The sequence below is a fragment of the Kurthia sp. ISK08 genome (genome assembly GCF_046159805.1).
In the GTDB taxonomy this organism is placed as follows: Bacteria; Bacillota; Bacilli; order Bacillales_A; family Planococcaceae; genus Kurthia; species Kurthia gibsonii.
The window spans coordinates 25,560-51,815 of sequence record NZ_JBJXHL010000008.1; the positions used below are offsets into that span (position 1 = coordinate 25,560).

Sequence of the window (26,256 nt, forward strand, 5' to 3'; positions counted from 1 at the left end):
GAAGGAGTTTTAGGAAATGATGAAAAAACGCCGCTTAATTCCTGCGATACTAGCTGCTGCTTTATTAGCTGGATGTACAAGTCCTCTTTCAAAAGAAGAGAAGAAAGTTGTAACGCAAGACAAAGATGATAGTCAATCAACGATTGTGCCGAATACGGTCACAGAAGGTAAATATTATCGTACATTATTACCTTATAAAGAAAGTGCAAGTCGTGGTCTCATTGTATCGAATATCTATTCAAACTATGATATTCAAGAAGCAGAACAAGGATTAACACGTATCTCGCGTAATGTATATGATCCAGACGAATACTTCTTCCAAGAAGGACAATATTTAGATAAAGAAACCGTACAATCGTGGTTGGCGCGTAGAAATCAATCAGCTGAAGGTCTAAATCCAAGCGATAAAGGTATGAGTCCAACAGAGCGTGCAAAAAAAGCTCCTGTTTACTTAGCACACATTATCGAACAAGATTATTTAAAACAATCGGGTTCGAATAAAGTGAAATTAGCAGGTATTTCAATTGGTTTAGCGTTAAATTCAGTTTACTACTATCAAAAGGAAGATTATGGCGCAACGTATGATGAGCCGATTCCAGATGCTACATTAAATGCAGAAGGCAAAAAAATTGCTGAAAAAGTTGTAAAGCGTCTACGTGGTATGGATGGTTTAGCGAATGTACCAATTACGATTGGACTGTATAAACAATCTGCACGCGGAGATATTGTACCAGGAACGTACATTGCCTATGCAGAAGTAGGCGAAGGTAAGTCAACAATTAGCGATTGGAAAAATGTTAGCGAAAAGTATTTACAGTTCCCAATGTCAAACCCTGAAGATAAGTACCGTGAAGTAAATGACAACTTCATCGCATTCAAAGAGAAAATTGATTCGTACTTTACAAACTCAGCGAATATCATTGGTACAGGTTACTATACACAAGATCGTATGCAGAGTTTAAAAATCAAAATTCCAATTAAGTTTTATGGTTCTTCAGAAATTACAGGTTTTACACAATATGCAGCTTCTGAAGTCGTGAAACAATTCCCGAAAGATTTAAAAGTAGAAGTAAGTATTACGTCTGTAAATGGACCAGAGGCATTGATTGTGAAAAAGAGTGGCGAATCCGAAACGTTTGTCCATCTTTATAACGAATAAAAAAACGTAAGTGATGTGACATCCATCACTTACGTTTTTTCATGTACTAAAACCGATGTTAAGCTGTGAACAAACTCAAAACTTTTAGAAAACCCTTTATTTTCAAGATGTTACGAGCGCTTTACTACATAAAAGTACCTTGCTTACTGTATGAAAGAAATGATATTATCATAGGTATGGTTATCGAATTTGGAGGTGTAATAAATGGCAAAACTTTCAGTAGAAGAAGTGAAACACGTAGCAAAATTGGCTCGTCTTGCAATCACTGAGGAAGAAGCGGAAAAATTCGCAAGTCAACTCGCTGCAATTACTGATTTTGCGGCACAATTGAACGAATTAGATACAACGAATGTAGAACCAACAACGCATGTTCTACCGCTTGTAAACGTACTTCGTGAAGATGTGGCAGCAGAAGGTTTATCACGTGATCTGATGATGAAAAACGTCAAGGAACAACAAGATGGACTAGTTAAAGTACCACCAATTATGTCTGAATAAATTAATTGAAGGAGGAACAATACGGATGTCATTGTTTAAACATACATCTGCTGAGATGCAAGAACTTCTAAAAAACAAAGAAGTAACAATTGCAGAATTAACAGCAGAAGCATTTGCTCGTATCGATGCACTTGATGGCGAAGTAGGTGCGTTTTTAGCACTAAACAAAGAAGTAGCTACTGCACAAGCAGCTGAGATGGACAAAGTACCTTTCGAAGAACGTGGACCACTATTTGGTTTACCAATCGGTGTAAAGGACAATATTGTAACTGAAGGACTTGAAACAACTTGTGCTTCAAAAATTTTAGAAGGATTCAACCCAATCTATGATGCAACAGTCGTACAAAAATTACGTGATGCAGGCATGATTACGGTTGGTAAAGTTAACATGGATGAATTTGCGATGGGTTCTGCAAACGAAAATTCAAGCATCAAACCTGTTCACAATCCTTGGAATTTCAATCATGTACCTGGTGGTTCTTCAGGTGGTTCAGCAGCAGCAGTAGCAGCAGGCGAAGTACCATTCACATTAGGTTCTGATACAGGTGGTTCAATCCGTCAACCAGCAGCATTCTGTGGTGTAGTAGGTATGAAACCTACATATGGTCGCGTATCTCGTTACGGTTTAGTAGCGTTTGCATCTTCTTTAGATCAAATTGGACCAATTACACGCAACGTGCGTGATAACGCATTATTATTAGAAGCGATTTCAGGCGTTGATGCAAATGACTCAACTTCTGCAAACGTAGAAGTACCAGATTTCGCTGCACAATTAACAGGCGATATTAAAGGTCTTAAAGTAGCTGTACCAAAAGAATATTTAGGTGAAGGTGTTTCTGCTGGTGTGAAAGCACAAGTACAAGCAGCGATCGACAAGTTAAAAGAACTTGGCGCTACTGTAGATGAAGTATCACTTCCACATTCTAAATATGCTTTAGCAGCTTACTATATCCTTTCTTCTTCTGAAGCTTCATCTAACTTATCTCGTTTTGACGGTATCCGTTACGGTTTCCGTGCAGAAGCAGATAACTTAGAAGATTTATACTTACAAACACGTGCGCAAGGTTTTGGTGATGAAGTAAAACGCCGTATTATGTTAGGAACTTACTCATTATCAGCTGGTACGTACGATGCTTATTATAAAAAAGCACAACAAGTTCGTACATTAATCAAACAAGACTTTGATGAAGTATTCAAATCGTATGATGTCATTGTTGGACCTACAACACCAACAACTGCATTCAAACTAGGCGAAAATATCGAAGATCCAATGACGGTTTATGCGAATGATATTTTAACGGTTCCAATTAACTTAGCAGGTGTTCCAGCTATCTCAATTCCATGTGGTTTTGACGGTGACCTTCCTGTTGGTTTACAAATCATTGGTAACTATTTCGAAGAAGGAACTGTTTACCGTGTTGCAGATGCATTCGAACGCGTAACAGACTTCCATACAAAAACACCTCAAACTTGGGAGGTAAAATAACATGACAAATTTTGAAACAGTTGTCGGTTTAGAAGTACACGTTGAGTTAAAAACTAACTCAAAAATTTTCTCACCATCTCCAAACCAATTTGGTTCTGAACCAAATACAAATACATCAGTAATCGACTTAGGATATCCTGGCGTATTACCTGTTGTGAATAAAGAAGTTGTGAACTATGCGATGCGTGTAGCTCTTGCGCTAAACATGGATATTAACCAACATACAAAGTTCGACCGTAAAAACTACTTCTACCCTGATAATCCAAAAGCATATCAAATTTCACAATTTGATAAACCAATTGGTGAAAACGGTTGGATTGAAATCGAAGTAAATGGCGAAAAGAAACGTATCGGTATTACACGTATTCATATGGAAGAAGATGCCGGTAAATTAACACATGGTGCGAACGCTTCATTAGTGGATTATAACCGTCAAGGAACTCCACTTGTTGAAATCGTTTCTGAGCCAGATATTCGTACACCAGAGGAAGCATATGCGTACCTTGAAAAACTAAAAGCGATTATCCAATATACAGGCGTTTCAGACGTTCGTATGGAGGAAGGTTCTCTACGTTGTGACGCGAACATCTCAATCCGTCCTTACGGTCAAGAAGAATTCGGTACACGTACAGAGCTTAAAAACTTAAACTCATTCAACTTCGTTCGTAAAGGGATTGAGTATGAAGCACAGCGCCAAGAAGCTGTACTAAAAGCAGGCGGCGAAATTAAGCAAGAAACACGTCGTTTCGACGAGAAAACAAGTAAAACTGTATTAATGCGTGTAAAAGAAGGTACGGATGATTACCGTTACTTCCCAGAGCCTGACTTAGTAGATATCGTAATTGACGACGCATGGTTAGAGCGCGAAAAAGCGATGATCCCAGAATTACCTGACGCTCGTAAAGAACGTTATGTAGCAGAGATGGGCATCCCAGCTTATGACGCACACGTATTAACTTTATCAAAAGAAACAGCGGATTTCTTTGAAGCGACTGTTGCAGCTGGTGCAGATGCAAAATTAGCATCAAACTGGTTAATGGGCGAAGTAAATGCTTACTTAAACGCAGAGCAAAAAGAATTAGCTGATACAGCTTTAACGCCAGAAGGTCTTGCAGGTATGATTAAATTAATCTCTGCAGATACTATTTCTTCTAAGATTGCGAAGAAAGTTTTCAAAGAGCTTGTTGAAAACGGTGGTAACGCAGAAGAAATCGTTAAGGCAAAAGGTTTAGTACAAATCTCTGATGAAGGTGCTTTATTAGCCATGGTGACAGAAGTCCTAGATAATAATGCACAATCAATTGAAGATTTTAAAAATGGTAAAGATCGTGCGATTGGCTTCCTAGTAGGTCAAATTATGAAAGCATCACGCGGTCAAGCTAACCCTCAAATGGTAAATAAATTACTAATTGAAGAAATTAACAAACGTTAAGTAAGTTGAAAAAGTCGTTCATGGTTCGTTTGATACCACTGAACGTCTTTTTTATTTTTTTAAGAAGTATTTATTTTAAATGGGGTAATAAAGTATGGAAAAGATTTGTGACTATTTTCCACTATCATTTGCCCTTTTTGTAATATAAAATTTATATTGGTGTAATAAATGTTATATTTAATGAAAAAAATGAAACTTTTTAAACCTTAAATCGTTAGAATAAAAGGTGGAAAGGAGCGTACAAATGGTAAATAAAGAAAAAAAAGAAGAAGAAAAAATGAGTGTTCCGCGAGCAATTGGTCAAACGTTCTTTTATTTTGCCATTATGGTGTTACTTGTATTAATTTACGGTTTCCATGATATGAGCGCGGGTCCATTTATATATACCGAGTTTTAGTGAAAGGAAGTGCATATTATGAATGTGCTACAACAAATTGCATCTGTTGCAAAGGAACATCCAGAAAAAGTAGCGTACCGATCAGCAGGTCAAACGGTTACTTACGGTGAACTTTGGGAACAATCAAATGCATTGGCGCATACCATAAAAAAAATGAATTTGCCTAAAAATAGCCCGATTACAGTTTACGGACATATGTCTCCTAAACAAATTATCGCATTTTTAGGAGTTGTAAAAGCAGGTCACCCATATATCCCACTCGATATTTCGATTCCTTTAGAACGAATTTCACATATCGTTGAGGCATCGAAATCTTCATTTATGATCACAACGGAGCAATTCGATTTAGAAATTGCTGTGCAACAACAAACAGCTAATGATTTGATTGTAAAGGGAGAAGGAGCTCAAAACGATCCAACTACATGGGTTAGCGAAGATGAAGTATTTTATATCATCTATACATCAGGTAGTACAGGAAAGCCAAAAGGCGTACAAATCTCTGAATCAAATTTACGACATTTTGTTGCATGGATTAACGAAGCTTGCTCGCTTCCAAATGGTGTGTATTTAAATCAAGCACCTTACTCCTTCGACTTATCCGTAATGGACCTATATCCAGCCTTAACAGGTGGAAGAGAGTTACATGCGATAACAAAATCTCAAATTGAAAATGCTGGTTTATTATTTGAAGAATTGCATGATTCCTCAATTAATGTGTGGACATCTACACCATCATTCGCGAAGATTTGTTTAATGAATCCAGAGTGGAACGATGAACAAATGCCTGATTTACAAACATTCTTGTTCTGTGGAGAGGTACTACCATTACAAGTTGCTAAAGAATTAAAACAACGATTCAAAAAAGCGACAATCTATAATTTGTATGGCCCAACAGAGACAACAGTAGCTGTGACAGCTGTTGAAGTAACAGATGATATGATTGAGACATATGAACAATTACCAATTGCGCCAGTCGATACAGGGATTTTAAAAATCATGAATGAACAAATGGAAGAAGTAACAGATGGGGAAAAGGGTGAACTTGTCATCTTTGGACCAACTGTAAGTACATCAGGTTACCTGTATGCAGAAGAACAGACGAATAAAGTTTTCAAAACGCATGAAGGCGAACGTATTTATAAGGCAGGCGATTTAGGATATATCCAAGATGGACATATTTTCTACGCAGGGCGTTCAGATTTCCAAATTAAATTACATGGTTATCGTATGGAGATTGAGGAAATCGAAAAGCAAATTGAAGCTTTAGACGAGGTCGGTGCATGTGTCGTGTTACCTGTTAAATCAGGAGAAGAAGTAACCGCACTTACAGCATGTGTTGCATTGCACAATGAAATGACTGAGAAGCCATTTAAAGTGACAAAGAATTTAAAGGAAAAGCTGTTAAAAGCCATTCCAAACTATATGGTTCCGAAAAAGTTTGTCTATTTAGACTCACTACCACTCAATATGAATGGTAAAGTAGACCGTAAAAGATTGGCGGTTGAAGTAGGCTTATGATTCCATATAGTGATTTTCTATTCTTCTTAATTACAGCAATTGCGCTGTTACCAACGATTATTCTTGGTTTCTTAGGAAAATCATCTCGAAAATATAATCTGTTTATTACAGTTGTTATGTTAGCATTGATTTTCGGTCTAGATATGGGGAATTATACGATTAATTGGAAGGCAACCATTTCGATTTTATTATTTACACTTTTCCAAGTGTTATTAATTAAGGGTTACCATTCGTATCGTAAAAATAAAAACCATACAGCCGTTTTTGTCATTGGTGTATTACTAGCGATTTTACCGTTAGTTCTTGTAAAAGTTTTACCGTTCTTTAATTTACACATCTTCGGATTCTTAGGTATCTCATATATTACATTTAGAGCGGTACAAATGATTATGGAAACACGAGACGGCATGATGAAGAAGGATATTCCAATTACAGAATTGGTTTATTTCCTACTATTCTTCCCGACTGTTTCATCTGGTCCAATCGACCGTTGGAAACGATTTGATCGTGATTTTAAAAAAGTACCAACGAAAGAGGAATACCGAGAGCTAGTTTATAAAGGGATTAATAAGATTTTCTTAGGTTTCCTTTATAAATTTATTTTAGCCTTTTTACTTTATAACAAAATCTTAGTGTTCTTACCGGATCGTACATACGGTGTTCTAGATTCTTTTGGAGGGCATCTAGCGTACATGTATGTATATAGTCTGTATTTATTCTTTGATTTTGCTGGGTACAGTTGTTTTGCGATTGGTGTCAGTTATCTAATGGGTATTCGTACACCTGAAAACTTCAACTTACCATTCATTAGTCGAAATATTAAAGAGTTCTGGGAACGTTGGCACATGAGCCTGTCATTCTGGTTCCGTGACTACGTATACATGCGCTTTGTATTTTGGATGATGAAAAACCGTTGGATTAAAAATCGCTATACAGTATCGTATATCGGTTACTTCTTATTGTTCTTATTAATGGGTGCGTGGCATGGCTTAGAGCTTCACTACATTGTGTATGGTCTGTATCAAGCATTACTCATTATTTGTTTCGATGTATTCGAACGATGGAACAAGAAGAAGAAGTTTTGGAAAAATAATAAGTGGACGCATGCGATTTCAGTATTCATTACATTCAATTTTGTATGTTTTGGTTTCTATATTTTCTCAGGCGCACTATTCTAATACGTAAGGGAGATTTTAAAAATGGACAAAGAAAAAGTAATTCAAATTATTGCAGATGTTTGTGAAGATGATGTTGTTTTAGAGGAGCGCGATTTAGATTTATTCCAAGAAGGTTTACTTGATTCATTCGGTACAATCAACTTGTTAGTAGCATTCGAAGATGAATTAGGCATCAATGTACCAATTACAGTATTTAATCGTGAAGAATGGAATACACCGAATAATATTGTAATGCAATTAGAAGAGCTTGCATGAAAAAAGTAACGTTTGTACCGCTGTTTGTTGCGGTTGCACTCTTTCTAGTCTTCTTATTCTTTCCGAATAAATGGCTTGAAAAAATGATTTCAGATGAACAAGTAGATGCTGCAAAAACAGAAATGAATCCACTTGTTTATCAAGGGAAATATATGCAATCGCGTATGTTACAACAAGATAATATGATGCCGATTTTAGGTTCATCTGAACTTGTACGATTTGATCCATTCCATCCGTACAATTATGCAAAAGCTACTGACGCACCATACGATACGTATCTTGTAGGGCGTGGTGGTATGCAAAGTCTAGTTCACTTTTTAAATATTGTGGAACAGAAGAAAAACTTAAAAGATAAAAAAGTTGTATTCATTGTTTCACCACAGTGGTTTGTAAAAGAGGGATTAGATGAATTCCATTTTTCACCGAACTACTCGATGTTGCAATCTTATGATTTAGCTTTCAATAAAGAAATCGATTCAGAGATTAAAAAGCGTGGTATGAAGCGTCTGCTAACATTTGATACAGTTAAACGTGATACAGTACTACGCACCATGTATGAATATGAGTTATCCAACCATAAAAAATATCCGATTGTCGGTAAAATGGCGATGGCTGTCGGAAGTATGACGCGTAGTATTCAACATAAAAAAGACTTGTATTATTCGCTATTTATTGGACATGATCCACGTAATCTAAAAGCAGATGACACATTAGTGAAAGGTCGTACATTTGAGCAACAACTTGCTAATGCAGAAGCATTCGGTAAGCCGCGTGTGAATAACGAATATAGTATTAAAACAAGCTATTATGATAAAAAAGTTAAGCCTAAGCTACAAGAATTAAAAGGTTATAAAAAAGACGAAGAATATACCAACTCACCAGAGTATGCAGATTTAAAATTAGTTATGGATGCTTTTAAAGATGCAGGTGCAAAACCAATGTTTGTTTCTATTCCGATGAATGGAAAGTGGTATGATTATGCAGAATTTGATAAAGAACGTCGTGATGATTATTACGCAAAAATGAATAAATTCTTGCGTGAATCAGGTTATGCTTATGTAGATATGTCACAACATGAAAATGAAAATTACATGTTCACAGACACACTGCATATCGGCTGGAAAGGCTGGGTTTACATGGACCATGCGATGGATGATTTTTGGAATCACAATCGCTAAATAAAAGTGCCTGACACAAAAGTATTTTTAACATAGCAAATCCCGTATGATTTTTCAAAATCATACGGGATTTGTTCGTTCAGATCAATTTTCGCTTCGAAAAACGCTTTCCGCGGGCATGGCTTCAAACTCCTCGTCACTGCGTTCCTGTGGGGTTTTCAGCTCATGCTATTCCCGCAGGAGTCGTTTTCTACGCGTTCAATTGATTTGATTATTCGTACTTGAGACCTATTATTTTGTTCTGTCTCAGGCTCTTTTTTTATCGCGGTAAGATATGTTTAAATTGTTTTCGGATGTCATCTAGCTGCTCCAATTTTAAAAGAGACTTTTGCGATTGTTCCTTCCCAATAGCAATTATAATATTTTCAATTAAAAAAGTAGGTGCAATCATTGAGTGAAATTCCCATAGTTCTCCTCTACTAGCAAATAGTAAATAATCTGTATAATGATTGAAATCTGATACAAGACAATCTGTCATCACAATAGCAGGTATCTGTAATGCCTTTGCATATTCTAATAACACTTGTGATTCAGGGTGCATTTTGACAAAACCAAATACAAAAATAAGATCTTCACTCGTGAAATGAATTAATTCCTCATAAATTTCATGTCCACTTTTAGGTAGTAATTTAATCGAGAAACCTAATCTAGAAAGACGAAAATGTAACAAGTTACCTAAACCTTCTGATGGACCAGGACTATAAATATAAATATTTTTTGCATGAATCATTTTTGACACCATTATTTGAAATTGTGATTCATCAAATTGTGCTAGCGTAAGTTCTAAATGTTTTTTACTTAAATCCATCATTTGCTGTTGTAAAGTGGAAGACTCCATTTGATCCATAATGTTTTCAAGCTTGTGTGCTGGTGAAACAGTAATTTCATTTTTATAATTTTGTTTAAAATCTTTAAAGTTCTTAAAGCCAATTTTACGCCAAAATCTTGAAACGGTAGCGTTACTAACGTGTAAAGACTTCGCAATTTCATCCTCTGTAAAAGTGAGGATATGCAATCCATTCTTTGAAATAAAGTCAGCAATATTTTTTTCATTTGGTGTTAAGTCAAATTGATCAAAATGTAGGTGTTGCATCTAAATCACTCCTTCTCTTATTCATTTATAGCATATTTTCACTTTTAAATGAAAAAAATTTTTCATTTTTTATAAAAAGAATATTAATTTACATAACGTTTTCAATTATCTGGAATTAAATTTACAATTCACTTCTATACTAAGCTTATCAACTAAAGGAGGTAAGTGTATGTCTGTGAATACTACGTATCAATTAACACAGTCACAAAAAATGATGGTTTTTGTTTTATCAATGTCTCTCTATGGTTTATCCAATATGTTTACGGAATTAATCCCATCCGTACAATTGGGTGTAATTGAATTGTCTGTCGAATATTTTGCTTTTATTCCTTTAACACTCTGCATTTTATTTCATCCTTTATACGCAGCAATTGGTGCATCGCTTGGAGAGATTATATTTGGTGAATTGATGTTAGGACAGTTTGGCGGTATTGGTGAGTTAGAAAAATTCATTACTTTTTCTTTAGGAATGTTCATTGCAGGAATATTAGTGCGTAATCCACTTAATCGTAAACAAATTATTATAGCAGTATTTACAGGATTATTAGTACATCACTTGTTAGGAACGATGATTGATATCGGAAAAGTATGGGTAGGTGTAGAAGAATTTGAAGCAGTTCCTGGACTTGCTGAAAGTATTGTGGTTATCGAAGGAGTCGCATTATTAAATGACTTACTATTTTCTGGTGTACTATTCGCATTACTACCTACACTTTACTTAGTTCCAAGACTGTATGGAAAAATTGAGCCTTTACTTGGGATGAAACCACGTGACCGAAAAGTAGAATATTCTATTTTTCAAATTGTTACACCTAAGTTAGTCGCAGTGTCAATTTTATTATCTGCTATCGCCATTTTATCAGAGTTTTTATCAGAGACAGAATGGGCATTCGGTGAATGGGAGCCAGAATTTTTAGGTATATTTGGTGAATGGTTTATATGGATTCCAATTGGTATTGCTACGATTGTAGTCTTAATTACAATCCAAGTCATGCGTTCTAAATCGAAAAAGAATTTAAAGGGGAATGAAAACCTTGGCTAAACCGATCATTCAAATGAAAGATGTTACATTTACGTATCCAGGTGCAGAGAATCCGATATTAAAAAAAGTAGATTTAACAATCTATGAACATGAATTTGTGGCGATTATAGGTGGAAATGGTTCAGGTAAATCAACCTTATGTAAAACATTCAATGGGCTTATCCCTCAATTTTATGTAGGTGACTTTGAAGGAGATGTTTGGCTAACGGATTTTCATACTGCAGAACATTCAGTGGGTGAATTATCAAAACATATCGGTTATGTCTATCAAGACTTTGAAAATCAAATTATGCGACCTACTGTTTTAGATGATGTTTCCTTTGTACCTTTAAATTATGGTTTGAAAGATTATAAGGAAAGAGGACTATGGGCTTTGGAAGTAACAGGACTCAGTTCAATTGCTAATGAATACATTTGGCAATTAAGTGGAGGTCAAAAGCATTTGTTAGCGATAGCTGGTGTGCTCGCAATGAAACCAAGAATCTTAATAGTGGATGAACCAGTTGCGCAATTAGACCCTCAACATGCAGAAGAAGTATATCGAGTGTTGAAAAAATTAAACGAAGAATTAGGCATGACAATTATTGTAATTGAACATCACACAGAATTCATTGCCGATTACTGTCATCGCGTCATTTTAATGGATCAAGGCTCTATTCAATGGACAAAGCCAACAAAACAAGCACTTTCAAGTATTAAAGATTTAATTGCACGCCAAATATATCCACCACAGGTAACACAAGCAGCTTATCAAATGGATCAAAAAAATATAAAAAATCTTCCTATAAATTTAGAGGAAGGAATGCAATACTTTATAAATTTAATGAAAAAAGAAAAGAGAAATCAACAAGTTATAACATCTTTATTTCCGAAAATTGAGCGATTGCCACTTATTTCATTTCAAAATGTATCGCTAGAGTTTAAAGACTTTCGAAAGCAAATAAAACAGGTATTAACAAATATTCATACGTCAATTTATGAAGGGGAGCGTATTGCAATTGTTGGAAATAATGGTGCGGGTAAATCTTCATTAATTAAATTAATAACAGGAATTACAAAACCGACTCGTGGAGAAATTCAGATTTGTCATTTACAAGCTAGTCGTTCCACACCAGAAAAACTAAGTCAACATGTCGCATACGTTTATCAAAATCCAGAAGAGATGTTTATAGAAGATTCAGTTAGAAAAGAAATTGAGTTATTTTTAAAATCTAGAAAAGTTGAAAACTATCCAGAAAAAGTGGAACAAATTTTAAAGGACTTTTCATTAGAAAAAATCCAACATGATGATGCGCGTTTATTAAGTGGGGGACAAAAAAGACGCGTATCTTTAGCGATTGGTGCAGCCATGCGTCCGGAAATCATGTTATTGGATGAACCAACCGCTAACTTAGATATTGCTACGAAAAGGCACGTTATTCAAATGTTGAATTCGTTGAAAGAGCATGTCAAAACCGTAATGATTGCTTCACATGATATGCAACTTGTTTCTGAATGGGCGACTAGAATTTTAGTTATGCACGAGGGAAAGGTTATCGGAGACGGTACGAGAGAAGAGATTTTTAGCAATCCTTCTTTACTTGAAAAAGCCGGACTAGTAATGCCACAAATTATGAAGTTGAGTCAAAAAATGAATTTAGAAACACCTTCTTATACAATTGAAGATTTTTGTGAAAACTTTATTTGTTTAGAAAGTGATGGTGTAAAACATGAATATGTATAAAAATTTAACAGAAAAATTTTCACTTGAATATATTAAAGGAGAGCTATTAAAAACAGCCTATGGTGGAAGAGGAACTTATTTAGGAAAACTGGATCCACGAACGCTCATTATCTGGTATGGATTTTTCGCTATTGTTCCCTGGTTTATTCATAATAAAATAATTCTCGTTAGTTTTCTTGTACTTATGTTAGGTATGACATATCTTGCGAAAGTGAGTCCCATGATTTTATTTGTACTTGGTATAGGATTATTGAGTGAGGTGGGTGTACTATTTATTGTTTCCATGTTATTTGGTGGAGATCTTACTTCCGTCGAACCAATGTTTTGGTTAACGATTAAACTGGCTGTTATATCATTAGCGAGTGTAGCAGTATTTACTAGTTTAGATCCTGAGGAGTTTAGTGATGCTCTATTAAGAATGGGTGTACCTGCCCAACTTTCATTCAGTGTATCTTATTGCTATCGTATTTTACCTACATTAATGGAGGAGTTCCATAAAGTTATTTTATCTTATCGTTTGCGTGGTAAAGCACCTAGTAAAGCAGGGTTTTTATACTGGAGATCAATTGTTTATTATATGAAAATCCTTATCTTATCGTTTTATCCTCTTATTTTAAATGGTGCTAAACGATCTCGTACAACTGTAGAAGCACTTGAAACAAAAGGGTTTGGTGGTGTGACATCCAACCAGCAAATGAAACAATTAAAAACTTCATATTTTCGTTTTCGAAAGACTGATTATACGTTTTTGAGTGTTTCCGTTTTATATATTATTACTAGTTTTACATTAAGTATTTATTATTAAAAAAGGACGTGCATAGAGATGAATTTTGATTTTCATACACATGGTAAGCTTTCAAAAAAGGTAGATTTTTCATTAGAATATTTTAAAAAGATGATTCACAGTGCGAAAGAGAGCGGATTGAATGGTTTTGCACTGACAGAACATTTTAATACGCATAATTTTGAAGATGTTTATAATACACTTGACGCACACTATTCATATACAAAGAATTATTATGAAGTAGATGGATTAAAAATCTTTCCTGGTATGGAGGTAGATATCCGAGAAGTAGGACATATTCTCATTATTGCAGATCGTATGGATATACGTGCAATGCGTATGTTATTAGAGAATTATACAAGTAAAGAGCAATTTATTCCTTTCCCCCAATTATTTGAGTTGGCTGCACCATTTAATCCGTTAATTATTGGAGCACATCCATACCGCGAAAGCACACCTTTATACGAATTAGATCCTAGTTTGTTACAGCAACTCGATGCTTTTGATTTAAACGGAAAGGATTTACATTCAATCGGCATTGAAAAGAATCAGGAACTGGTTTATCGTTTTGCTGAAAAACTAAATAAGCCTGTAGTAGGTGGTAGCGATACACATCATTCTTTACAATACGGTTGTTTATGGAATCAGTTAAATAAAGAGTGTCACACAGTAAAAGATTTGAAAAAAGTTATATCAAATGGTGATTATACGATTCACATAGCAAGTGATTTAGATAGTCGTGTGAAAAATGCCACAAAACAAAAAGCTATTGAGAAAAAAGCGATGGAGAAACAGCAGGTTTAATGTACTTTAAAAAGAGTTTAGTATAGACAAATGGGCTGAGGCATAAGTACAGAAAACAACCATCCCACATGAGCATAAGAAAAACTGGAATCGCGTTGTAGCACGGTTCCAGTTTTTTTTGTTGTGAACGCTAAAAAAGAGAAGTGAGATATTTTGTTCCAGCTTGTTTATTCTATTGAAAATCCTTTTGTTTCCTTCTTTTTTATGAAGCTTGTCGTTTCTGACGAATTAATAGGAATACACCATACACACAAGCGACTGCTGAGATGCCTGTTAGCATGAAGTAGAAGTTGTGTCCGCCGAATACATTATACACATAACCACCAATTGCGGATGCTACCATACCTGAAAACCCAAAGAATAAGAGTGCAAGTAAAGTTTGTCCTGTTGCACGCCATTCGCGTGGTACTAATTTATATAAGTACTGAATTGCCGCTGTATAAAAGATTGGGAATGTTACCATCTGTAGCAGTTGTACAGCAATTAATGCATAAGGATTATCCACAATTCCTGATAAGAAGAATCGTACTACATAGAAGAAGATGGAAATCGTGATGAGTAATAATTCTTTCCCAGGCTTTAACCACATAAAGCTTAAAGCGAAGATGACAATTTCACTTGCCGCTGCGATAAAGAACGCAAGCCCAACAAGTTTGTTATCGCCATTCAACGTAATTACGTGAATACCTAAAAATGTATCATTCATACGTGCAGAGATAGAAGCGATTAATATTAATAGAAGAAACAGTAAAATTTCTTTATTTAAAATTAATTTTTTAAAACCTTCAATCGTTACAGGTACAGGGCTTGGTGGTGCATCACGTAATAACCAGACAGATAGAAAGGCAAGTATTCCAGCTACAGCAAATAAATAAGAAATACTATGTAGACCAAACCAGTCCATTATGTAGCCGACAATTAATGATAGAACTGCATAACCAAGTGCGCCATATGTGCGAACAGAGCCATAAGAGATTTTTAATGTTTCAGCTGTTGTAAAACTTAATGATTCACAAAGTGGATCTAAAGGCATTAAAAAAGCATACACCACTAACGTAAAAATAACGATCCAGGTCATGCTAGATGCTTGATATAAGAAAAAACCACTAATGGTTGTGAGAAAAATTAAAACGAGCATTACTTTACGAATCGTTTTCAAACGATCACTAATCATACCGAATGTAGGTTGCACAATGATTGTAATAAGACTACCTACACTAATTAAAAGCCCTACTTTTGTTTCCGACATTCCCTGTGCTTTCATAAAAACGGGAAGAAACGGAATAAAGAGGGCGAGCATTCCAAATAATAAAAAATTATAGCTTTTGATGAGTGACTTTTGGATAAAATCAAGTCCTTTCAGTAAGAAGAATAAGAAATTCAGTTTAGTTAAAAATATGGAAATAGTCAATAGTAAATGAATTTGTTACAATAAAGACACAAAAGAAATAAAAAGAACGAGGAGGGAATGGAATGAAAACAGAACAACAGTATTTTGAAGAAGGAAAACCACTTGCTTTATATATGGACGAAATGTCGACTTTAAAAGATAATTCATATCGTGTTTATAATGGATTTACATTACCAGAGGACGAGGCTTTTATTGAGGCATTGAAAGCGAAAAAGCCAAACATTTTAGTGATTACAGAAGATTGGTGTGGAGATGCGATGATTAACAATGCCATCTTACGCAAGATTGCAGAAGCTGCTGACTTAGACGTACGTGCAGTATTACGCGATGAGAACCTTGATTTGATTGACCGCTATCTAACAAATGGTGGACGCGCTATTCCGATTTATATCTTCTTATCTGAAGAAGGTGAAGTTTTAGGAACATGGGGACCACGCGCACCTGAATTACAAGCTTACGTGATGAAGTGTCGTCAAGCATTACCACCAAAAGAATCAGAAGAATTCGATGCCGCTCAAAAAGAGATGTACACAATGATTGGTGAGGAAAATGCTTCAAACGATCAATTTTGGCATTGGGTGTATGCAAGTCAAAAACAAGCTTTAGAAAAAGTAATCTAATTTCATATAATAACGCATATTCCATTCGAAAAGAGTGGAATATGTATTTTATGGAAAAAAATGAACGAAAAGTGCAACATCTTAAGTAGAGAATTCGTTTTAGCAATAGGGGAAATTTTGAGAAGCAGGAAGGTATAAGAATGAAAAGAGCAAGAATCATATATAATCCAACTTCTGGGCGTGAAGCTTTTAAAAAACGTCTACCAGAAGTATTAGAGAAGTTTGAAATTGCTGGTTATGAAACTTCTTGTCATGCAACAACTTGTGAAGGAGATGCGACTGTAGCAGCGAGAGAAGCGGTTAAAAGAGATTTTGAGTTAATCGTAGCAGTTGGTGGTGACGGCACATTGAACGAAGTCGTTGCAGGTGTAAGTGAGTTTGAAAATCGTCCGAAAATCGGTTTGATTCCAATGGGAACAACGAATGATTTTGCCCGAGCTGTCCGAATTCCACGAGACATTAACAAAGCAGTCGATATTATCTTACAGGGTGATACATTACCCGTTGACGTCGGCTTAGCAAATGACCGTTACTTTATTAATATTGCAGGTGGTGGTCGTATTACAGAGTTAACCTATGAAGTACCAAGTAAATTGAAAACTGTTTTAGGTCAACTTGCATATTATTTAAAAGGTATTGAAATGTTACCATCGATCAAAGCAACGAATATGCGTATTGAATATGATGGTGAAGTTTTTGAAGAAGAAGCGATGATGTTTTTAATCGGTCTAACGAATTCAGTTGGTGGATTTGAAAAGTTAGCGCCAGATGCAAGTATTAATGATGGGTTATTCTCCGTATTCATCTTAAAAAAATGCAATATCGCTGATTTTATTAAACTTGTTACACTTGCTGTACGCGGTGAACATTTAAAAGATTCACATGTGATTTATACAAAAGCAAAAGAGGTAAAAGTTTATTCAGAGGATAAGATTCAATTGAATTTAGATGGTGAATATGGTGGAGATGCACCAGCTGTGTTTAAAAATTTAAAACGCCATATTGAATTATTTGTACCAATTGAAGATATTCGTGCAGAAGATCGTATAGAAGCAGAATAAGTTTAGAAATATGGAAGCTGTAGAAACATTTTGAGATAAATGTTTTCTACAGCTTTTTATTGTTCTATAGAATTTAAACAGAAAATGAGTTTGTAAGAAAAATAAGAAGGGGTTAGCGGACAATAGGTACGTCTTTTTTATATTGTCTGTTTACAACTTCATTAATATTTCACAATAAAAAATCACGCGTCATTTTAAAAATCAAGGGCATTTGTGTGACATTCATCACTGTCACATGAATGGCAATTTTTCCTCACACTTTTCACATGAATACGTAGCATTTCTGTCAAGAGTTAGCGATTTAAAGCTGTTTTAAAGGGGTATAATAAGCGTATGAAGGGGAGAAGCCTATGTACAAAAAGCAAGAACGGATTCTAATTTGGACTTGTGGCATTGCAGCAATTATTATGCTCATATCAATTGTAGTTAGTTACATTTTTTAGCTAAGGAGGCTAAGCAACATGGTGAATGAAAGTTCAGTATTTTTCAGTCGTCTGTTAACAGAATTCACGTTAACATTCCACATTATCTATGCAACAATCGGTGTCGGAGTACCCTTAATGATTATGATTGCACAGTGGCTTGGGATTAAAAAGAACGACGAACACTATATTTTACTCGCACGACGTATTGCGCGAGGCTATGTAATTACCGTAGCAGTTGGGGTTGTAACAGGTACCGCATTCGGTTTACAACTATCACTCTTATGGCCAAGTTTTATGGAAGTAGCAGGTAATGTTATTGCGTTACCACTCTTCATGGAAACATTTGCGTTCTTCTTTGAAGCAATTTTCTTAGGAATTTACTTGTACACATGGGATCGATTTGAGAATCAGAAAAAACATTTCTTATTATTAATTCCAGTAGCAGTTGGTTCAGCAATGTCAGCAGTATTCATTACAATCGTAAATGCATTCATGAACTCACCTCAAGGGTTTGATATTCAGGATGGTCAGTTAACTAATATTCAACCGATTGTAGCGATGTTCTCACCATCTATGCCTACAAAAGTAGGGCATGTACTTGTATCAGCCTTTATGACATCAGCGTTCTTACTTGCAGCGATTGCAGCGTATCGCATGATTCGCGGTTCAAGACATGCTTATTATAAGAAATCACTTTTCTTATTTATGAAGATTGGTTTAGTATTCTCTATTGCAACAGCCATTGTCGGGGACTTCTCAGCAAAATATTTAGCAGAATACCAACCAGAAAAATTAGCAGCAGCAGAATGGCATTTTGAAACAGAAAAAGATGCCGACCTCATACTCTTTGGGGTGCTAAATGAAGAAACAGAGCAAATTAAATACGAAATTCGTATTCCAAAAATGTTAAGTTTCCTTGCACATAATAACTTTAACGCAGAAGTAACAGGTCTAAATGCATTCCCGAAAGATGAAACACCACCGCTTTACATTCACTATCTATTCGACTTCATGGTAACAATTGGCGTATTCATGATTCTATTAAGTTTAGTGTATGTCATTGCGAAAATTAGAAAATGGTTATTCGTTGATTCAAAATGGTTCCGCTGGCTCATCGTACTTGGTGGACCACTAACATTCCTAGCAATTGAAGCAGGATGGTGGTTAGCAGAAGTTGGACGTCAGCCGTGGATTCTTGTGAAGTATATGAAAGTCGCAGATGCCGCAACAACGAGCGGAAACGTCGGCTTAATGGCTATTCTATTCGGTATTCTATATGTCATTCTTGGAATCGGTAGTGTGGTCGTATTAGTTAGAATGTTTAAATCAAACCCTGTAGAACGTGAATTAGCGGATCGTAAAATGGAAGGCGGGGATTCGAAATGAACATCGAAATTTTAGGGATTACGGTACTTTGGATCTTCCTATTCGGTTATATCCTTGTTGGTTCAATTGACTTCGGTGCAGGATTCTTCAACGCACATGGAATTATGACGGGGAAGCAACACATCCTGTCTAAAATCATCCAACGCTATTTATCACCAGTATGGGAAGTAACGAATGTATTCTTCGTATTCTTCTTCGTTGGAATTATCGGATTCTTCCCGAAAACAGCTGTTTACTTCGGTCAACCGATGTTGATTCCAGGAAGTATCATCTTAATTCTTTTATGTATTCGTGGTTCGTATTACGCATTTGAAGCATACGGTGCAAGAGGACATAAAGGATATGCAACGATGTACGGTATTGCAGGTGTCTTAATGCCAGCCGCACTATCAATCGTATTAACAATTTCAGAAGGTGGATTTGTTGATATTGTAAAAGGACAACCTGAATTGAACTATAAAGCATTATTCACAAGTCCATTAACGTGGAGTATCGTTGTACTATCTATCTCAGCTTGTCTGTATATCTCTGCAACATTCCTAACATGGTATGCGAATGAAGCAAAAGATATGGCAGCGCGTGACTTACTACGCAAATATGCGTTAATTTGGGCAATTCCATTAGTCATCTCAGTAATCGGTATTATGGTTGAATTAAAAAGCCATAATCCAGAACACTATGATCGTATGGTAGACCTATGGTATCTACTCGCACTATCAGCGCTCATGTTCATCGGTACAATCTATCTATTATTCAAAAAGATGAAGTTTGGCTTAGCAATTGGATTAGTAATCGGGCAATTCCTACTTGCGTTCTTCGCATACGGTATTAGTCATTACCCATACTTGATGTATCCACATTTAACGCTATATGATTCATTCACAAATCAAACGATGGCGATTGCGCTCGTTGTTACATTCATTTTAGGTCTGTGTTTACTTGTACCAGCCATGTGGTTAATTTTAAAACTATTTGTCTTCAATAAGAACTATGCAGAAGGTAAAGAAGATCATCACGCTTAAAGGAGTGTGTTCCAAATGGAAAACTTTTTAATATTCTATGCACCATTTGTGATTGTTGTTGTTTCGATTATCATCAGTTTCTGGATTGCAAAAATGGATGGTCCAGCTACAAGAGATGAAAAAGAATAGTTCGTATAGGGAAGAGGGAGTCGATTCAATCGATTCCTTCTTTTTTGCCTGTTTGTTTCGTGGTACAATAATAAGATTGAATGAAGCAACTGTGCATACGCTCGTTACGGCGTTTTGTATCACTGGATACAAGTAAGTTAAAAAGGAGAACGCACATCGAAAAGACGTAACATTATAAGCTTTTATAAATTTTCGATTGCGAATGTGAACAATGACTGTACCTGTAAAGAAGAATGACCGATTAACGGTTCATATAGAAGATTTAACGCATGACGGTGCGGGTGTCGCAAAAGTAGACGGTTACCCGCTATTCATCCAAGGTGGTTTACCAGAAGAAACAGCCGAAGTACATGTATTAAAAACATTGAAAAATTATGGTTTTGCGAAAATAATCGACATCACCGAACCATCACCAGATCGTGTCGAAGCACCCTGTCCGATTTTTCATCAATGTGGTGGTTGCCAACTACAACACTTGTCATACGAAGGACAACTAAAGTGGAAACAAAACATGGTTGAAAATGTGATGAAACGAATCGGTAAGCTCGATGTACCTGTGCACCCTGTAAAAGGAATGACAGAGCCATGGCATTACCGTAATAAAGCGCAAATTCCATTCGGATTAGAGGGAGAAGTACCTGTAGCTGGTTTTTATAAAACGAAGTCACATGCGATTGTTGATACGAATCGCTGCTTGATTCAAACAACTGAAGCAGATGCCATTTTAGAAGGGTTAAAGCCGAAACTATGGGCGCTCGGTTTAACCCCTTATGACGAAAAAACAAAACAAGGCTTACTTCGCCATGTCGTCGTTCGTAAAGCACGCACGACGGATGAAGTGATGGTCGTACTCGTAACGAAGAAACGTAAACTCGCGCAAAAAGAAGCCATCATTGAGACGATTCGTACACTTGTACCAAATGTACGCTCGATTATGCAAAATGTGAACGGACAAGATACGAATGTGATTTTCGGTAACGAAACACTACCTCTATGGGGCGACGAAGTAATTGAGGATTATATTGGAGATGTCCGCTTTGAAATTTCAGCACGCTCATTCTATCAAGTGAACCCAATCCAAACAGAAGTATTGTATGAACAAGCATTAGCTTACGCAGATTTAACAGGTAATGAGACCGTAATTGATGCGTACTGTGGTATCGGAACAATCTCGTTATTCCTTGCGAAACAAGCCAAATCCGTGATGGGTGTTGAGATTGTGCCACAAGCGATTGAAGATGCCAAACGTAACGCAGCACTGAATGGCTTTACGAACACATACTTTGAAGCAGGCCCAGCAGAAGAAGTGATTCCTCGCTGGTATAAAGAAGGCAAAACAGCAGATGTACTGATGGTAGATCCACCACGAAAAGGCTGTGACGAAGCACTTTTAACAACCATCTTAGAACAAAAGCCGAAGAAGGTTGTCTATGTATCATGCAACCCAGCAACACTAGCCCGCGACCTTCGAATTCTCGAAGACGGCGGCTACAAAACAAAAGAAGTACAACCAGTCGACATGTTCCCGCATACAGCGCACATTGAGACGGTAGTATTGATGTCGAGGCTGTAATATAAGCTGTTTTATTTCTAAAAAAATAAGGAGAAAAACTTATGTTAAGAAAAGCAATAATATCCGATTTGAATACAATAACGCAATTAGCAATCCTTCTATGGCCGGATAATGAATTTGATGACCTAAGGCAGGAAATGAAAGAATTGATTTTAGATAAAGAGGCTGTATTTTTTTTGTATTTTGATAATGATATTCCTGTCGGGTTTGCACAATGCCAGCTTCGACATGATTATGTTGAAGGTACAGACAGCAGTCCGGTTGGCTATTTAGAAGGTGTTTTTGTAATGGAGAATTATCGAAATAAGGGTATTGCTACGCAATTGCTCCAACACTGTGAACTGTGGTCTAAAGAAAATGCTTGTACTGAGTTTGCCAGCGATTGTGAAATTAGCAATGCAGAAAGTTATGTTTTTCATATGAAATTCGGCTTTCAAGAAGCCAATCGTATCATTTGCTTTAAAAAGGATATCACACTACAAAGTTAGAAATCACTGGAAGACAAATCTACACAAAACACAAATGACTGTACTTTTTCTGTTTGAGGAAACAAGTCCATAAAGCCGCTTTTTGATAGTCATGTGGTCAGATTAGATGTCATAGCTCGGTGAGTGGTCGGGTTGGATGTCGGCGTTGGCAAGTGGTCGGGTTAGATGTCGGGGGTCGCGAGTGGTCAGGTTGGATGTTTTTTCGGAAACTTTTGAGGTTGTGTGGTCGGGTTGGATGTTGGCTAAAAAACATTGCTATTGTAACGATAAATTAGAATTTGAACGGAGAAGGTGCATGGTAAATAAAAAAGATGCCATTGAGATAATTTTATACGCCGAAGAAAATGGAATTGCCATTTGGTTAGATGGTGGCTGGGGCGTTGATGCTCTTTTAGAAGAAGAAACAAGGCTCCACAACGATATTGATTTATTTGTGGAAGAAAATAATAGTAAAAAGTTTATTGAAATAATAAAAGAAAAAGGTTTTGCGGAAGTTACAGAAGCATATACCACTACAAATCACACGATTTGGAAGGACGCTCAAGACAGGATAATTGATTTTCATATATTTAAATTCAACGAACAAGGATACATTGTTTTTGAAGGAGAAGCATATCCCCCAAAAGTGTTTAGTGGTATTGGGAAAATAGGCGATAAAATGGTTAGATGTATTGATGCTGAAAATCAAGTATTATTTCATCTGGGCTATGAGCATGATGAAAATGATATGCATGATGTAAAACTATTGTGCGAGAAATTTAATATTCCTGTTCCTAGTGAATACAAGTAACTGAAAAATTCCAATTTCTCTATCAATAGTTCAATAAATTAGAAAACTACATGAAAGAGAATCGACTAAACTGTACACAGAATGTCGGATGAGTAAACGCACCCTTTGATAATATTGATGATGAAAGGAGGTTGTTCAATGGATTCTTTGAGAAGTATGAATAATGCATTGGCATATATTGAAGAGCACTTAACAGAAGAAATTGATTATAGTGAAGTATCTAAAATTGCTTACTGTTCAGAGTATCATTTTAAGCGGATGTTTTCTTTCTTAGCAGGCATAAGTTTATCAGAGTATATTCGGAGAAGAAGACTGACATTGGCTGTACTAGATTTGAAAGATAGGGATTTGAGAATAATTGATGTAGCCGTCAAATATGGCTATAATTCGGCTGATTCATTTTCCCGTGCTTTTCATTCCCTGCATGGCATTCTCCCTTCTGAGGCAAGAAGTGAGAATACACAATTAAAAGCTTATCCTCGAATGACCTTTCAATTATCAATTAAAGGAGGATGCGAAATGAACTATCGTATTGTTGAAAAAGAGTCATTTAAGTTAGTAGGATTTAAGAAGAGAGTTCCAGTTATTTTTGAAGGTGTCAATCCAGAGATTGCAAAAATGACCGAACTTTTAACACCGGAGGTTATTAAACATTTAAAAGCAATTTCAGATATGGAACCAAGAGGTATCATTAGTGCTTCTACTAATTTTTCAGAAGGTAGAATGGAAGAGAAAGGAGAATTAGATCATTACATTGGAGTAGCAACATCAAGTAATGATACTGCAGATTTTGATGTATTAAAAATTGATGCTAGTACCTGGGCTGTATTTGAATCAATTGGACCATTTCCGGAAACACTTCAAAATGTGTGGGGTAGGATATACTCAGAGTGGTTTCCATCTTCAGGATATGAGGCAGCCCCAGGTCCTGAAATTTTGTGGAACGAGAGTCCAGATACCGGAAATCCAAAGTATCGAAGCGAAATCTGGATTCCAGTAAAGAAAAAAGACTATTAATTATATCAATGTTAATGGTTGAGGGTGCTCCTTAGTTAGAGTGCCCTTTTCTTTAACAGCGGTATAGAGAAAGTCGATATTTTCCCACAAACGAGAGCCAATATTGGATATGTTTCCATTTACGAGCGTGGATATTTTCCCAAGTTCGAGGGTGGGTAAAAATAGAACTAAAATGCCGTTTTGACAGCTATTAAGACCTCTCAAAACATGTGGAGGTGGTAGCGTTGATGTCAAGAGTAGATGAATAAGTGTAGTTAAAGCGTTGATGTAATAAGGTTTATAGGGTTTCGTCTTCGTTTATTTTATGTGAATAAACGGGCGGAATCATTTTTGTTGTTGGTGTTGGAAGTGCTGGAATTTGGGGTTGAGTTGACAGAATGGATGACTTTCTATATAAAATGAATAATATATTTTTCATTTTATATAGAGCGATTTTTTTTAGTGAAAAAATAAAAAACTATTGACAGATTTTAAAAAGTGGTGTATATAATAATTAGAGTTAGCACTCAACGACAGAGAGTGCTAATAATGAGGATGAAAATAAGTAAAGGAGTGGTTATTATGGCAGGATTAATTCCATTCAACAGAAAGCGAAATGATGTAGCGAATACTGGTTTTGAAGATTTTTCCAACATGATTGATGACTTTTTTACAGGTAGCTGGCCATTGCAACGAAGTTTAGCGGCAGATACATTTAAGATTGATATTCAGGACAATGATCCAGAGTACACAATTGAAGCAGAGCTTCCAGGAGTAAAGAAAGAAGATGTAGAGATTACGCTTAACGAAGGAAGACTCAACATTTCAGTGAAAAAAGAAGAAGTTTCTGAAGATAAAAACAAAAAATATATTCATCGTGAAAGAAAATATGCTCAGATGTCACGAAGCATATTCCTTGCAGATGCAAATGAAGAAAGTGTTCAGGCAAAACTAGAAGAAGGTGTGTTGACAATTAAGGTACCTAAAAAGGAACAGGTCGACACCTCTAAACGCATCATGATCGAGTAATGAAAGGACAGTACATTAGCACACTGGCACAACAACATGCCGGTGTGCTAATGCTTTTTAATTGAGAAACAGTAGCGTAAGTTCATTGGTATAAACATCTGAATTAATATAGAATAAAATATAAGTGGAAATAAATGGTATTAAAGACGTAAGTGGTTACTTGAAGAAACAGTTTATGAATCAAATCAAAGCATTGCTTGAAGCTGAAAGTGATCTTTAACGTAGGCATATAAAGTATGATAACAAAAACAAAGGAAACTAACTCTTTTTTATAAATGAAAAGCTGTTCCTAAAACTATTTTAAGCGACTATAGAGAGTTGGATATCAGGTGTGGTGTAAATTAATATTTTTCCTAGCTAATTGTATTATAACTTGACTTTTCAATATTCCTATCGCATTACTAGATACCAATCAAAGGATTGGAGGTAATGCAAATGACTAATGAGCAAAAAGAGAAAATTATTGAATTAAGGAAGTTAGGGATAGGCTATCGCAGCATTGAATTGTCTACACTTGATTGGACAACTCCTATGAGGGAGGTTATTGTTAAATTAAAGCAAGTAGGCGATTTTTTATGACAAGACTTCTGAAAGTTAGTAGTACCGGTCGATGATTAAGGCTGAGCCATTACCTTTGGAAAGTGAGGTATTATAAAAACAGCAATAAGATAAAATTCAATACGAAATTATGGCTCTACAATAAATAACGTTGGTGAAGAAAAAAGCACCGAACTCACATGAGATCGGTGCTGGAACTTCACTAGCGTTATTTTTTATGT

Annotated in this window: 26 protein-coding genes; 24 read left to right on the forward strand and 2 right to left on the reverse strand. The window is 35.9% G+C overall.

Annotated elements, in window-relative coordinates:
• Nucleotides 1–16: 16 nt before the first annotated feature.
• The 9 genes from ACKVQX_RS13210 (at nt 17) to dltD (ending at nt 9,101) form a co-directional block, all read left to right on the forward strand.
• On the forward strand, nt 17–1,159 hold the full coding sequence (locus tag ACKVQX_RS13210) for a CamS family sex pheromone protein (RefSeq protein WP_335339056.1): 1,143 nt from the start codon (nt 17–19) through the stop codon (nt 1,157–1,159).
• Nucleotides 1,160–1,363: 204 nt separating this feature from the next.
• Nucleotides 1,364–1,657 carry an Asp-tRNA(Asn)/Glu-tRNA(Gln) amidotransferase subunit GatC gene (gene gatC, locus ACKVQX_RS13215; RefSeq protein WP_068450780.1) on the forward strand — a complete coding sequence of 98 codons (294 nt, stop codon included), beginning with the start codon at nt 1,364–1,366 and terminating at the stop codon, nt 1,655–1,657.
• 55 nt (nt 1,658–1,712) lie between these two features.
• The gene (gene gatA, locus ACKVQX_RS13220) at nt 1,713–3,143 is read left to right on the forward strand and encodes an Asp-tRNA(Asn)/Glu-tRNA(Gln) amidotransferase subunit GatA (protein WP_409136417.1); all 1,431 of its coding nucleotides are present in this window, start codon (nt 1,713–1,715) and stop codon (nt 3,141–3,143) included.
• Nucleotide 3,144: 1 nt separating this feature from the next.
• Nucleotides 3,145–4,575 carry an Asp-tRNA(Asn)/Glu-tRNA(Gln) amidotransferase subunit GatB gene (gatB, locus tag ACKVQX_RS13225; RefSeq protein ID WP_068450787.1) on the forward strand — a complete coding sequence of 477 codons (1,431 nt, stop codon included), beginning with the start codon at nt 3,145–3,147 and terminating at the stop codon, nt 4,573–4,575.
• A 244-nt stretch (nt 4,576–4,819) separates the two neighbouring features.
• On the forward strand, nt 4,820–4,972 hold the full coding sequence (locus ACKVQX_RS13230; protein WP_231726972.1) for a teichoic acid D-Ala incorporation-associated protein DltX: 153 nt from the start codon (nt 4,820–4,822) through the stop codon (nt 4,970–4,972).
• Between the two features lie 18 nt (nt 4,973–4,990).
• Nucleotides 4,991–6,490 carry a D-alanine--poly(phosphoribitol) ligase subunit DltA gene (dltA, locus tag ACKVQX_RS13235; RefSeq protein ID WP_240626067.1) on the forward strand — a complete coding sequence of 500 codons (1,500 nt, stop codon included), beginning with the start codon at nt 4,991–4,993 and terminating at the stop codon, nt 6,488–6,490.
• A complete protein-coding gene (gene dltB / locus ACKVQX_RS13240; protein WP_068450793.1) occupies nt 6,487–7,668 on the forward strand; it encodes a D-alanyl-lipoteichoic acid biosynthesis protein DltB in 1,182 nt (393 codons plus the stop codon). The genes dltA and dltB overlap by 4 nt, the downstream gene beginning before the upstream one ends.
• Before the next feature lie 21 nt (nt 7,669–7,689).
• A complete protein-coding gene (gene dltC, locus ACKVQX_RS13245; protein WP_087682254.1) occupies nt 7,690–7,923 on the forward strand; it encodes a D-alanine--poly(phosphoribitol) ligase subunit DltC in 234 nt (77 codons plus the stop codon).
• Nucleotides 7,920–9,101, forward strand: a complete 1,182-nt coding sequence (gene dltD, locus ACKVQX_RS13250) for a D-alanyl-lipoteichoic acid biosynthesis protein DltD (RefSeq protein WP_121177606.1) — start codon at nt 7,920–7,922, stop codon at nt 9,099–9,101. Before dltC ends, dltD begins: the two co-directional genes overlap by 4 nt.
• Nucleotides 9,102–9,360: 259 nt before the next feature.
• Here the strand turns inward: dltD and ACKVQX_RS13255 are convergent, their stop codons facing one another.
• Nucleotides 9,361–10,194 carry a MurR/RpiR family transcriptional regulator gene (locus ACKVQX_RS13255; protein WP_338838243.1) on the reverse strand — a complete coding sequence of 278 codons (834 nt, stop codon included), beginning with the start codon at nt 10,192–10,194 and terminating at the stop codon, nt 9,361–9,363.
• A 169-nt stretch (nt 10,195–10,363) separates the two neighbouring features.
• Between ACKVQX_RS13255 and ACKVQX_RS13260 the strand changes: the two genes are divergently transcribed.
• Genes ACKVQX_RS13260 through ACKVQX_RS13275 form a run of 4 tightly spaced genes read left to right on the forward strand, consistent with a single transcriptional unit; the run spans nt 10,364 to nt 14,547 of the window.
• Nucleotides 10,364–11,236, forward strand: coding sequence for a cell division protein FtsQ (locus tag ACKVQX_RS13260; RefSeq protein ID WP_285215460.1), 873 nt, complete (start codon nt 10,364–10,366; stop codon nt 11,234–11,236).
• Nucleotides 11,229–12,959 carry an ABC transporter ATP-binding protein gene (locus tag ACKVQX_RS13265; protein ID WP_285215459.1) on the forward strand — a complete coding sequence of 577 codons (1,731 nt, stop codon included), beginning with the start codon at nt 11,229–11,231 and terminating at the stop codon, nt 12,957–12,959. The genes ACKVQX_RS13260 and ACKVQX_RS13265 overlap by 8 nt, the downstream gene beginning before the upstream one ends.
• Complete coding sequence (locus ACKVQX_RS13270; RefSeq protein ID WP_285215458.1) at nt 12,946–13,764, forward strand: energy-coupling factor transporter transmembrane protein EcfT; 819 nt, start codon at nt 12,946–12,948, stop codon at nt 13,762–13,764. The genes ACKVQX_RS13265 and ACKVQX_RS13270 overlap by 14 nt, the downstream gene beginning before the upstream one ends.
• Before the next feature lie 18 nt (nt 13,765–13,782).
• On the forward strand, nt 13,783–14,547 hold the full coding sequence (locus ACKVQX_RS13275) for a PHP domain-containing protein (protein ID WP_285215457.1): 765 nt from the start codon (nt 13,783–13,785) through the stop codon (nt 14,545–14,547).
• Between the two features lie 202 nt (nt 14,548–14,749).
• Here the strand turns inward: ACKVQX_RS13275 and ACKVQX_RS13280 are convergent, their stop codons facing one another.
• On the reverse strand, nt 14,750–15,931 hold the full coding sequence (locus tag ACKVQX_RS13280) for an MFS transporter (protein ID WP_409136418.1): 1,182 nt from the start codon (nt 15,929–15,931) through the stop codon (nt 14,750–14,752).
• An 89-nt stretch (nt 15,932–16,020) separates the two neighbouring features.
• On the opposite strand from ACKVQX_RS13280, the gene ACKVQX_RS13285 reads away from it, so the two are divergent.
• The 11 genes from ACKVQX_RS13285 to ACKVQX_RS13335 all read left to right on the forward strand — a co-directional run bounded on the left by ACKVQX_RS13285 (nt 16,021) and on the right by ACKVQX_RS13335 (nt 26,056).
• Nucleotides 16,021–16,578, forward strand: coding sequence for a thioredoxin family protein (locus ACKVQX_RS13285; protein WP_409136402.1), 558 nt, complete (start codon nt 16,021–16,023; stop codon nt 16,576–16,578).
• Nucleotides 16,579–16,718: 140 nt separating this feature from the next.
• The gene (locus ACKVQX_RS13290; protein ID WP_068450803.1) at nt 16,719–17,639 is read left to right on the forward strand and encodes a diacylglycerol kinase; all 921 of its coding nucleotides are present in this window, start codon (nt 16,719–16,721) and stop codon (nt 17,637–17,639) included.
• A 461-nt stretch (nt 17,640–18,100) separates the two neighbouring features.
• The gene (locus ACKVQX_RS13295) at nt 18,101–19,450 is read left to right on the forward strand and encodes a cytochrome ubiquinol oxidase subunit I (protein ID WP_068450804.1); all 1,350 of its coding nucleotides are present in this window, start codon (nt 18,101–18,103) and stop codon (nt 19,448–19,450) included.
• Nucleotides 19,447–20,472: a cytochrome d ubiquinol oxidase subunit II gene (locus tag ACKVQX_RS13300; RefSeq protein WP_087682251.1), complete on the forward strand. Its 1,026-nt coding sequence runs from the start codon at nt 19,447–19,449 to the stop codon at nt 20,470–20,472. Before ACKVQX_RS13295 ends, ACKVQX_RS13300 begins: the two co-directional genes overlap by 4 nt.
• A 15-nt stretch (nt 20,473–20,487) precedes the next feature.
• A complete protein-coding gene (cydS, locus tag ACKVQX_RS13305; RefSeq protein ID WP_409136403.1) occupies nt 20,488–20,601 on the forward strand; it encodes a cytochrome bd oxidase small subunit CydS in 114 nt (37 codons plus the stop codon).
• 211 nt (nt 20,602–20,812) lie between these two features.
• On the forward strand, nt 20,813–22,174 hold the full coding sequence (gene rlmD, locus ACKVQX_RS13310; protein WP_409136404.1) for a 23S rRNA (uracil(1939)-C(5))-methyltransferase RlmD: 1,362 nt from the start codon (nt 20,813–20,815) through the stop codon (nt 22,172–22,174).
• A gap of 41 nt (nt 22,175–22,215) precedes the next feature.
• Nucleotides 22,216–22,662, forward strand: a complete 447-nt coding sequence (locus tag ACKVQX_RS13315) for an aminoglycoside 6'-N-acetyltransferase AAC(6')-E526 (protein WP_128470137.1) — start codon at nt 22,216–22,218, stop codon at nt 22,660–22,662.
• 295 nt (nt 22,663–22,957) lie between these two features.
• Nucleotides 22,958–23,452, forward strand: coding sequence for a nucleotidyltransferase domain-containing protein (locus ACKVQX_RS13320; RefSeq protein WP_128470136.1), 495 nt, complete (start codon nt 22,958–22,960; stop codon nt 23,450–23,452).
• A gap of 138 nt (nt 23,453–23,590) precedes the next feature.
• A complete protein-coding gene (locus ACKVQX_RS13325; RefSeq protein WP_128470135.1) occupies nt 23,591–24,469 on the forward strand; it encodes an AraC family transcriptional regulator in 879 nt (292 codons plus the stop codon).
• Nucleotides 24,470–25,030: 561 nt separating this feature from the next.
• Nucleotides 25,031–25,477, forward strand: coding sequence for an Hsp20/alpha crystallin family protein (locus ACKVQX_RS13330; protein ID WP_409136405.1), 447 nt, complete (start codon nt 25,031–25,033; stop codon nt 25,475–25,477).
• A 435-nt stretch (nt 25,478–25,912) separates the two neighbouring features.
• Nucleotides 25,913–26,056, forward strand: coding sequence for a hypothetical protein (locus tag ACKVQX_RS13335; protein ID WP_156422325.1), 144 nt, complete (start codon nt 25,913–25,915; stop codon nt 26,054–26,056).
• The last annotated feature ends 200 nt before the right edge of the window (nt 26,057–26,256 follow it).

Coding starts and splice junctions, on each gene's coding strand:
- ACKVQX_RS13290 (WP_068450803.1), top strand. CDS start 16,719: ATGAAAAGAGCAAGAATCATATATAATCCAACTTCTGGGCGTGAAGCT.
- dltC (WP_087682254.1), top strand. CDS start 7,690: ATGGACAAAGAAAAAGTAATTCAAATTATTGCAGATGTTTGTGAAGAT.
- gatA (WP_409136417.1), top strand. CDS start 1,713: ATGCAAGAACTTCTAAAAAACAAAGAAGTAACAATTGCAGAATTAACA.
- gatB (WP_068450787.1), top strand. CDS start 3,145: ATGACAAATTTTGAAACAGTTGTCGGTTTAGAAGTACACGTTGAGTTA.
- ACKVQX_RS13230 (WP_231726972.1), top strand. CDS start 4,820: ATGGTAAATAAAGAAAAAAAAGAAGAAGAAAAAATGAGTGTTCCGCGA.
- ACKVQX_RS13315 (WP_128470137.1), top strand. CDS start 22,216: ATGTTAAGAAAAGCAATAATATCCGATTTGAATACAATAACGCAATTA.
- cydS (WP_409136403.1), top strand. CDS start 20,488: ATGGAAAACTTTTTAATATTCTATGCACCATTTGTGATTGTTGTTGTT.
- gatC (WP_068450780.1), top strand. CDS start 1,364: ATGGCAAAACTTTCAGTAGAAGAAGTGAAACACGTAGCAAAATTGGCT.
- rlmD (WP_409136404.1), top strand. CDS start 20,813: ATGACTGTACCTGTAAAGAAGAATGACCGATTAACGGTTCATATAGAA.
- ACKVQX_RS13285 (WP_409136402.1), top strand. CDS start 16,021: ATGAAAACAGAACAACAGTATTTTGAAGAAGGAAAACCACTTGCTTTA.
- ACKVQX_RS13295 (WP_068450804.1), top strand. CDS start 18,101: ATGGTGAATGAAAGTTCAGTATTTTTCAGTCGTCTGTTAACAGAATTC.
- ACKVQX_RS13210 (WP_335339056.1), top strand. CDS start 17: ATGATGAAAAAACGCCGCTTAATTCCTGCGATACTAGCTGCTGCTTTA.
- ACKVQX_RS13320 (WP_128470136.1), top strand. CDS start 22,958: ATGGTAAATAAAAAAGATGCCATTGAGATAATTTTATACGCCGAAGAA.
- ACKVQX_RS13260 (WP_285215460.1), top strand. CDS start 10,364: ATGTCTGTGAATACTACGTATCAATTAACACAGTCACAAAAAATGATG.
- ACKVQX_RS13275 (WP_285215457.1), top strand. CDS start 13,783: ATGAATTTTGATTTTCATACACATGGTAAGCTTTCAAAAAAGGTAGAT.
- dltA (WP_240626067.1), top strand. CDS start 4,991: ATGAATGTGCTACAACAAATTGCATCTGTTGCAAAGGAACATCCAGAA.
- ACKVQX_RS13325 (WP_128470135.1), top strand. CDS start 23,591: ATGGATTCTTTGAGAAGTATGAATAATGCATTGGCATATATTGAAGAG.
- dltB (WP_068450793.1), top strand. CDS start 6,487: ATGATTCCATATAGTGATTTTCTATTCTTCTTAATTACAGCAATTGCG.
- ACKVQX_RS13270 (WP_285215458.1), top strand. CDS start 12,946: ATGAATATGTATAAAAATTTAACAGAAAAATTTTCACTTGAATATATT.
- ACKVQX_RS13255 (WP_338838243.1), bottom strand. CDS start 10,194: ATGCAACACCTACATTTTGATCAATTTGACTTAACACCAAATGAAAAA.
- ACKVQX_RS13335 (WP_156422325.1), top strand. CDS start 25,913: ATGACTAATGAGCAAAAAGAGAAAATTATTGAATTAAGGAAGTTAGGG.
- ACKVQX_RS13300 (WP_087682251.1), top strand. CDS start 19,447: ATGAACATCGAAATTTTAGGGATTACGGTACTTTGGATCTTCCTATTC.
- dltD (WP_121177606.1), top strand. CDS start 7,920: ATGAAAAAAGTAACGTTTGTACCGCTGTTTGTTGCGGTTGCACTCTTT.
- ACKVQX_RS13330 (WP_409136405.1), top strand. CDS start 25,031: ATGGCAGGATTAATTCCATTCAACAGAAAGCGAAATGATGTAGCGAAT.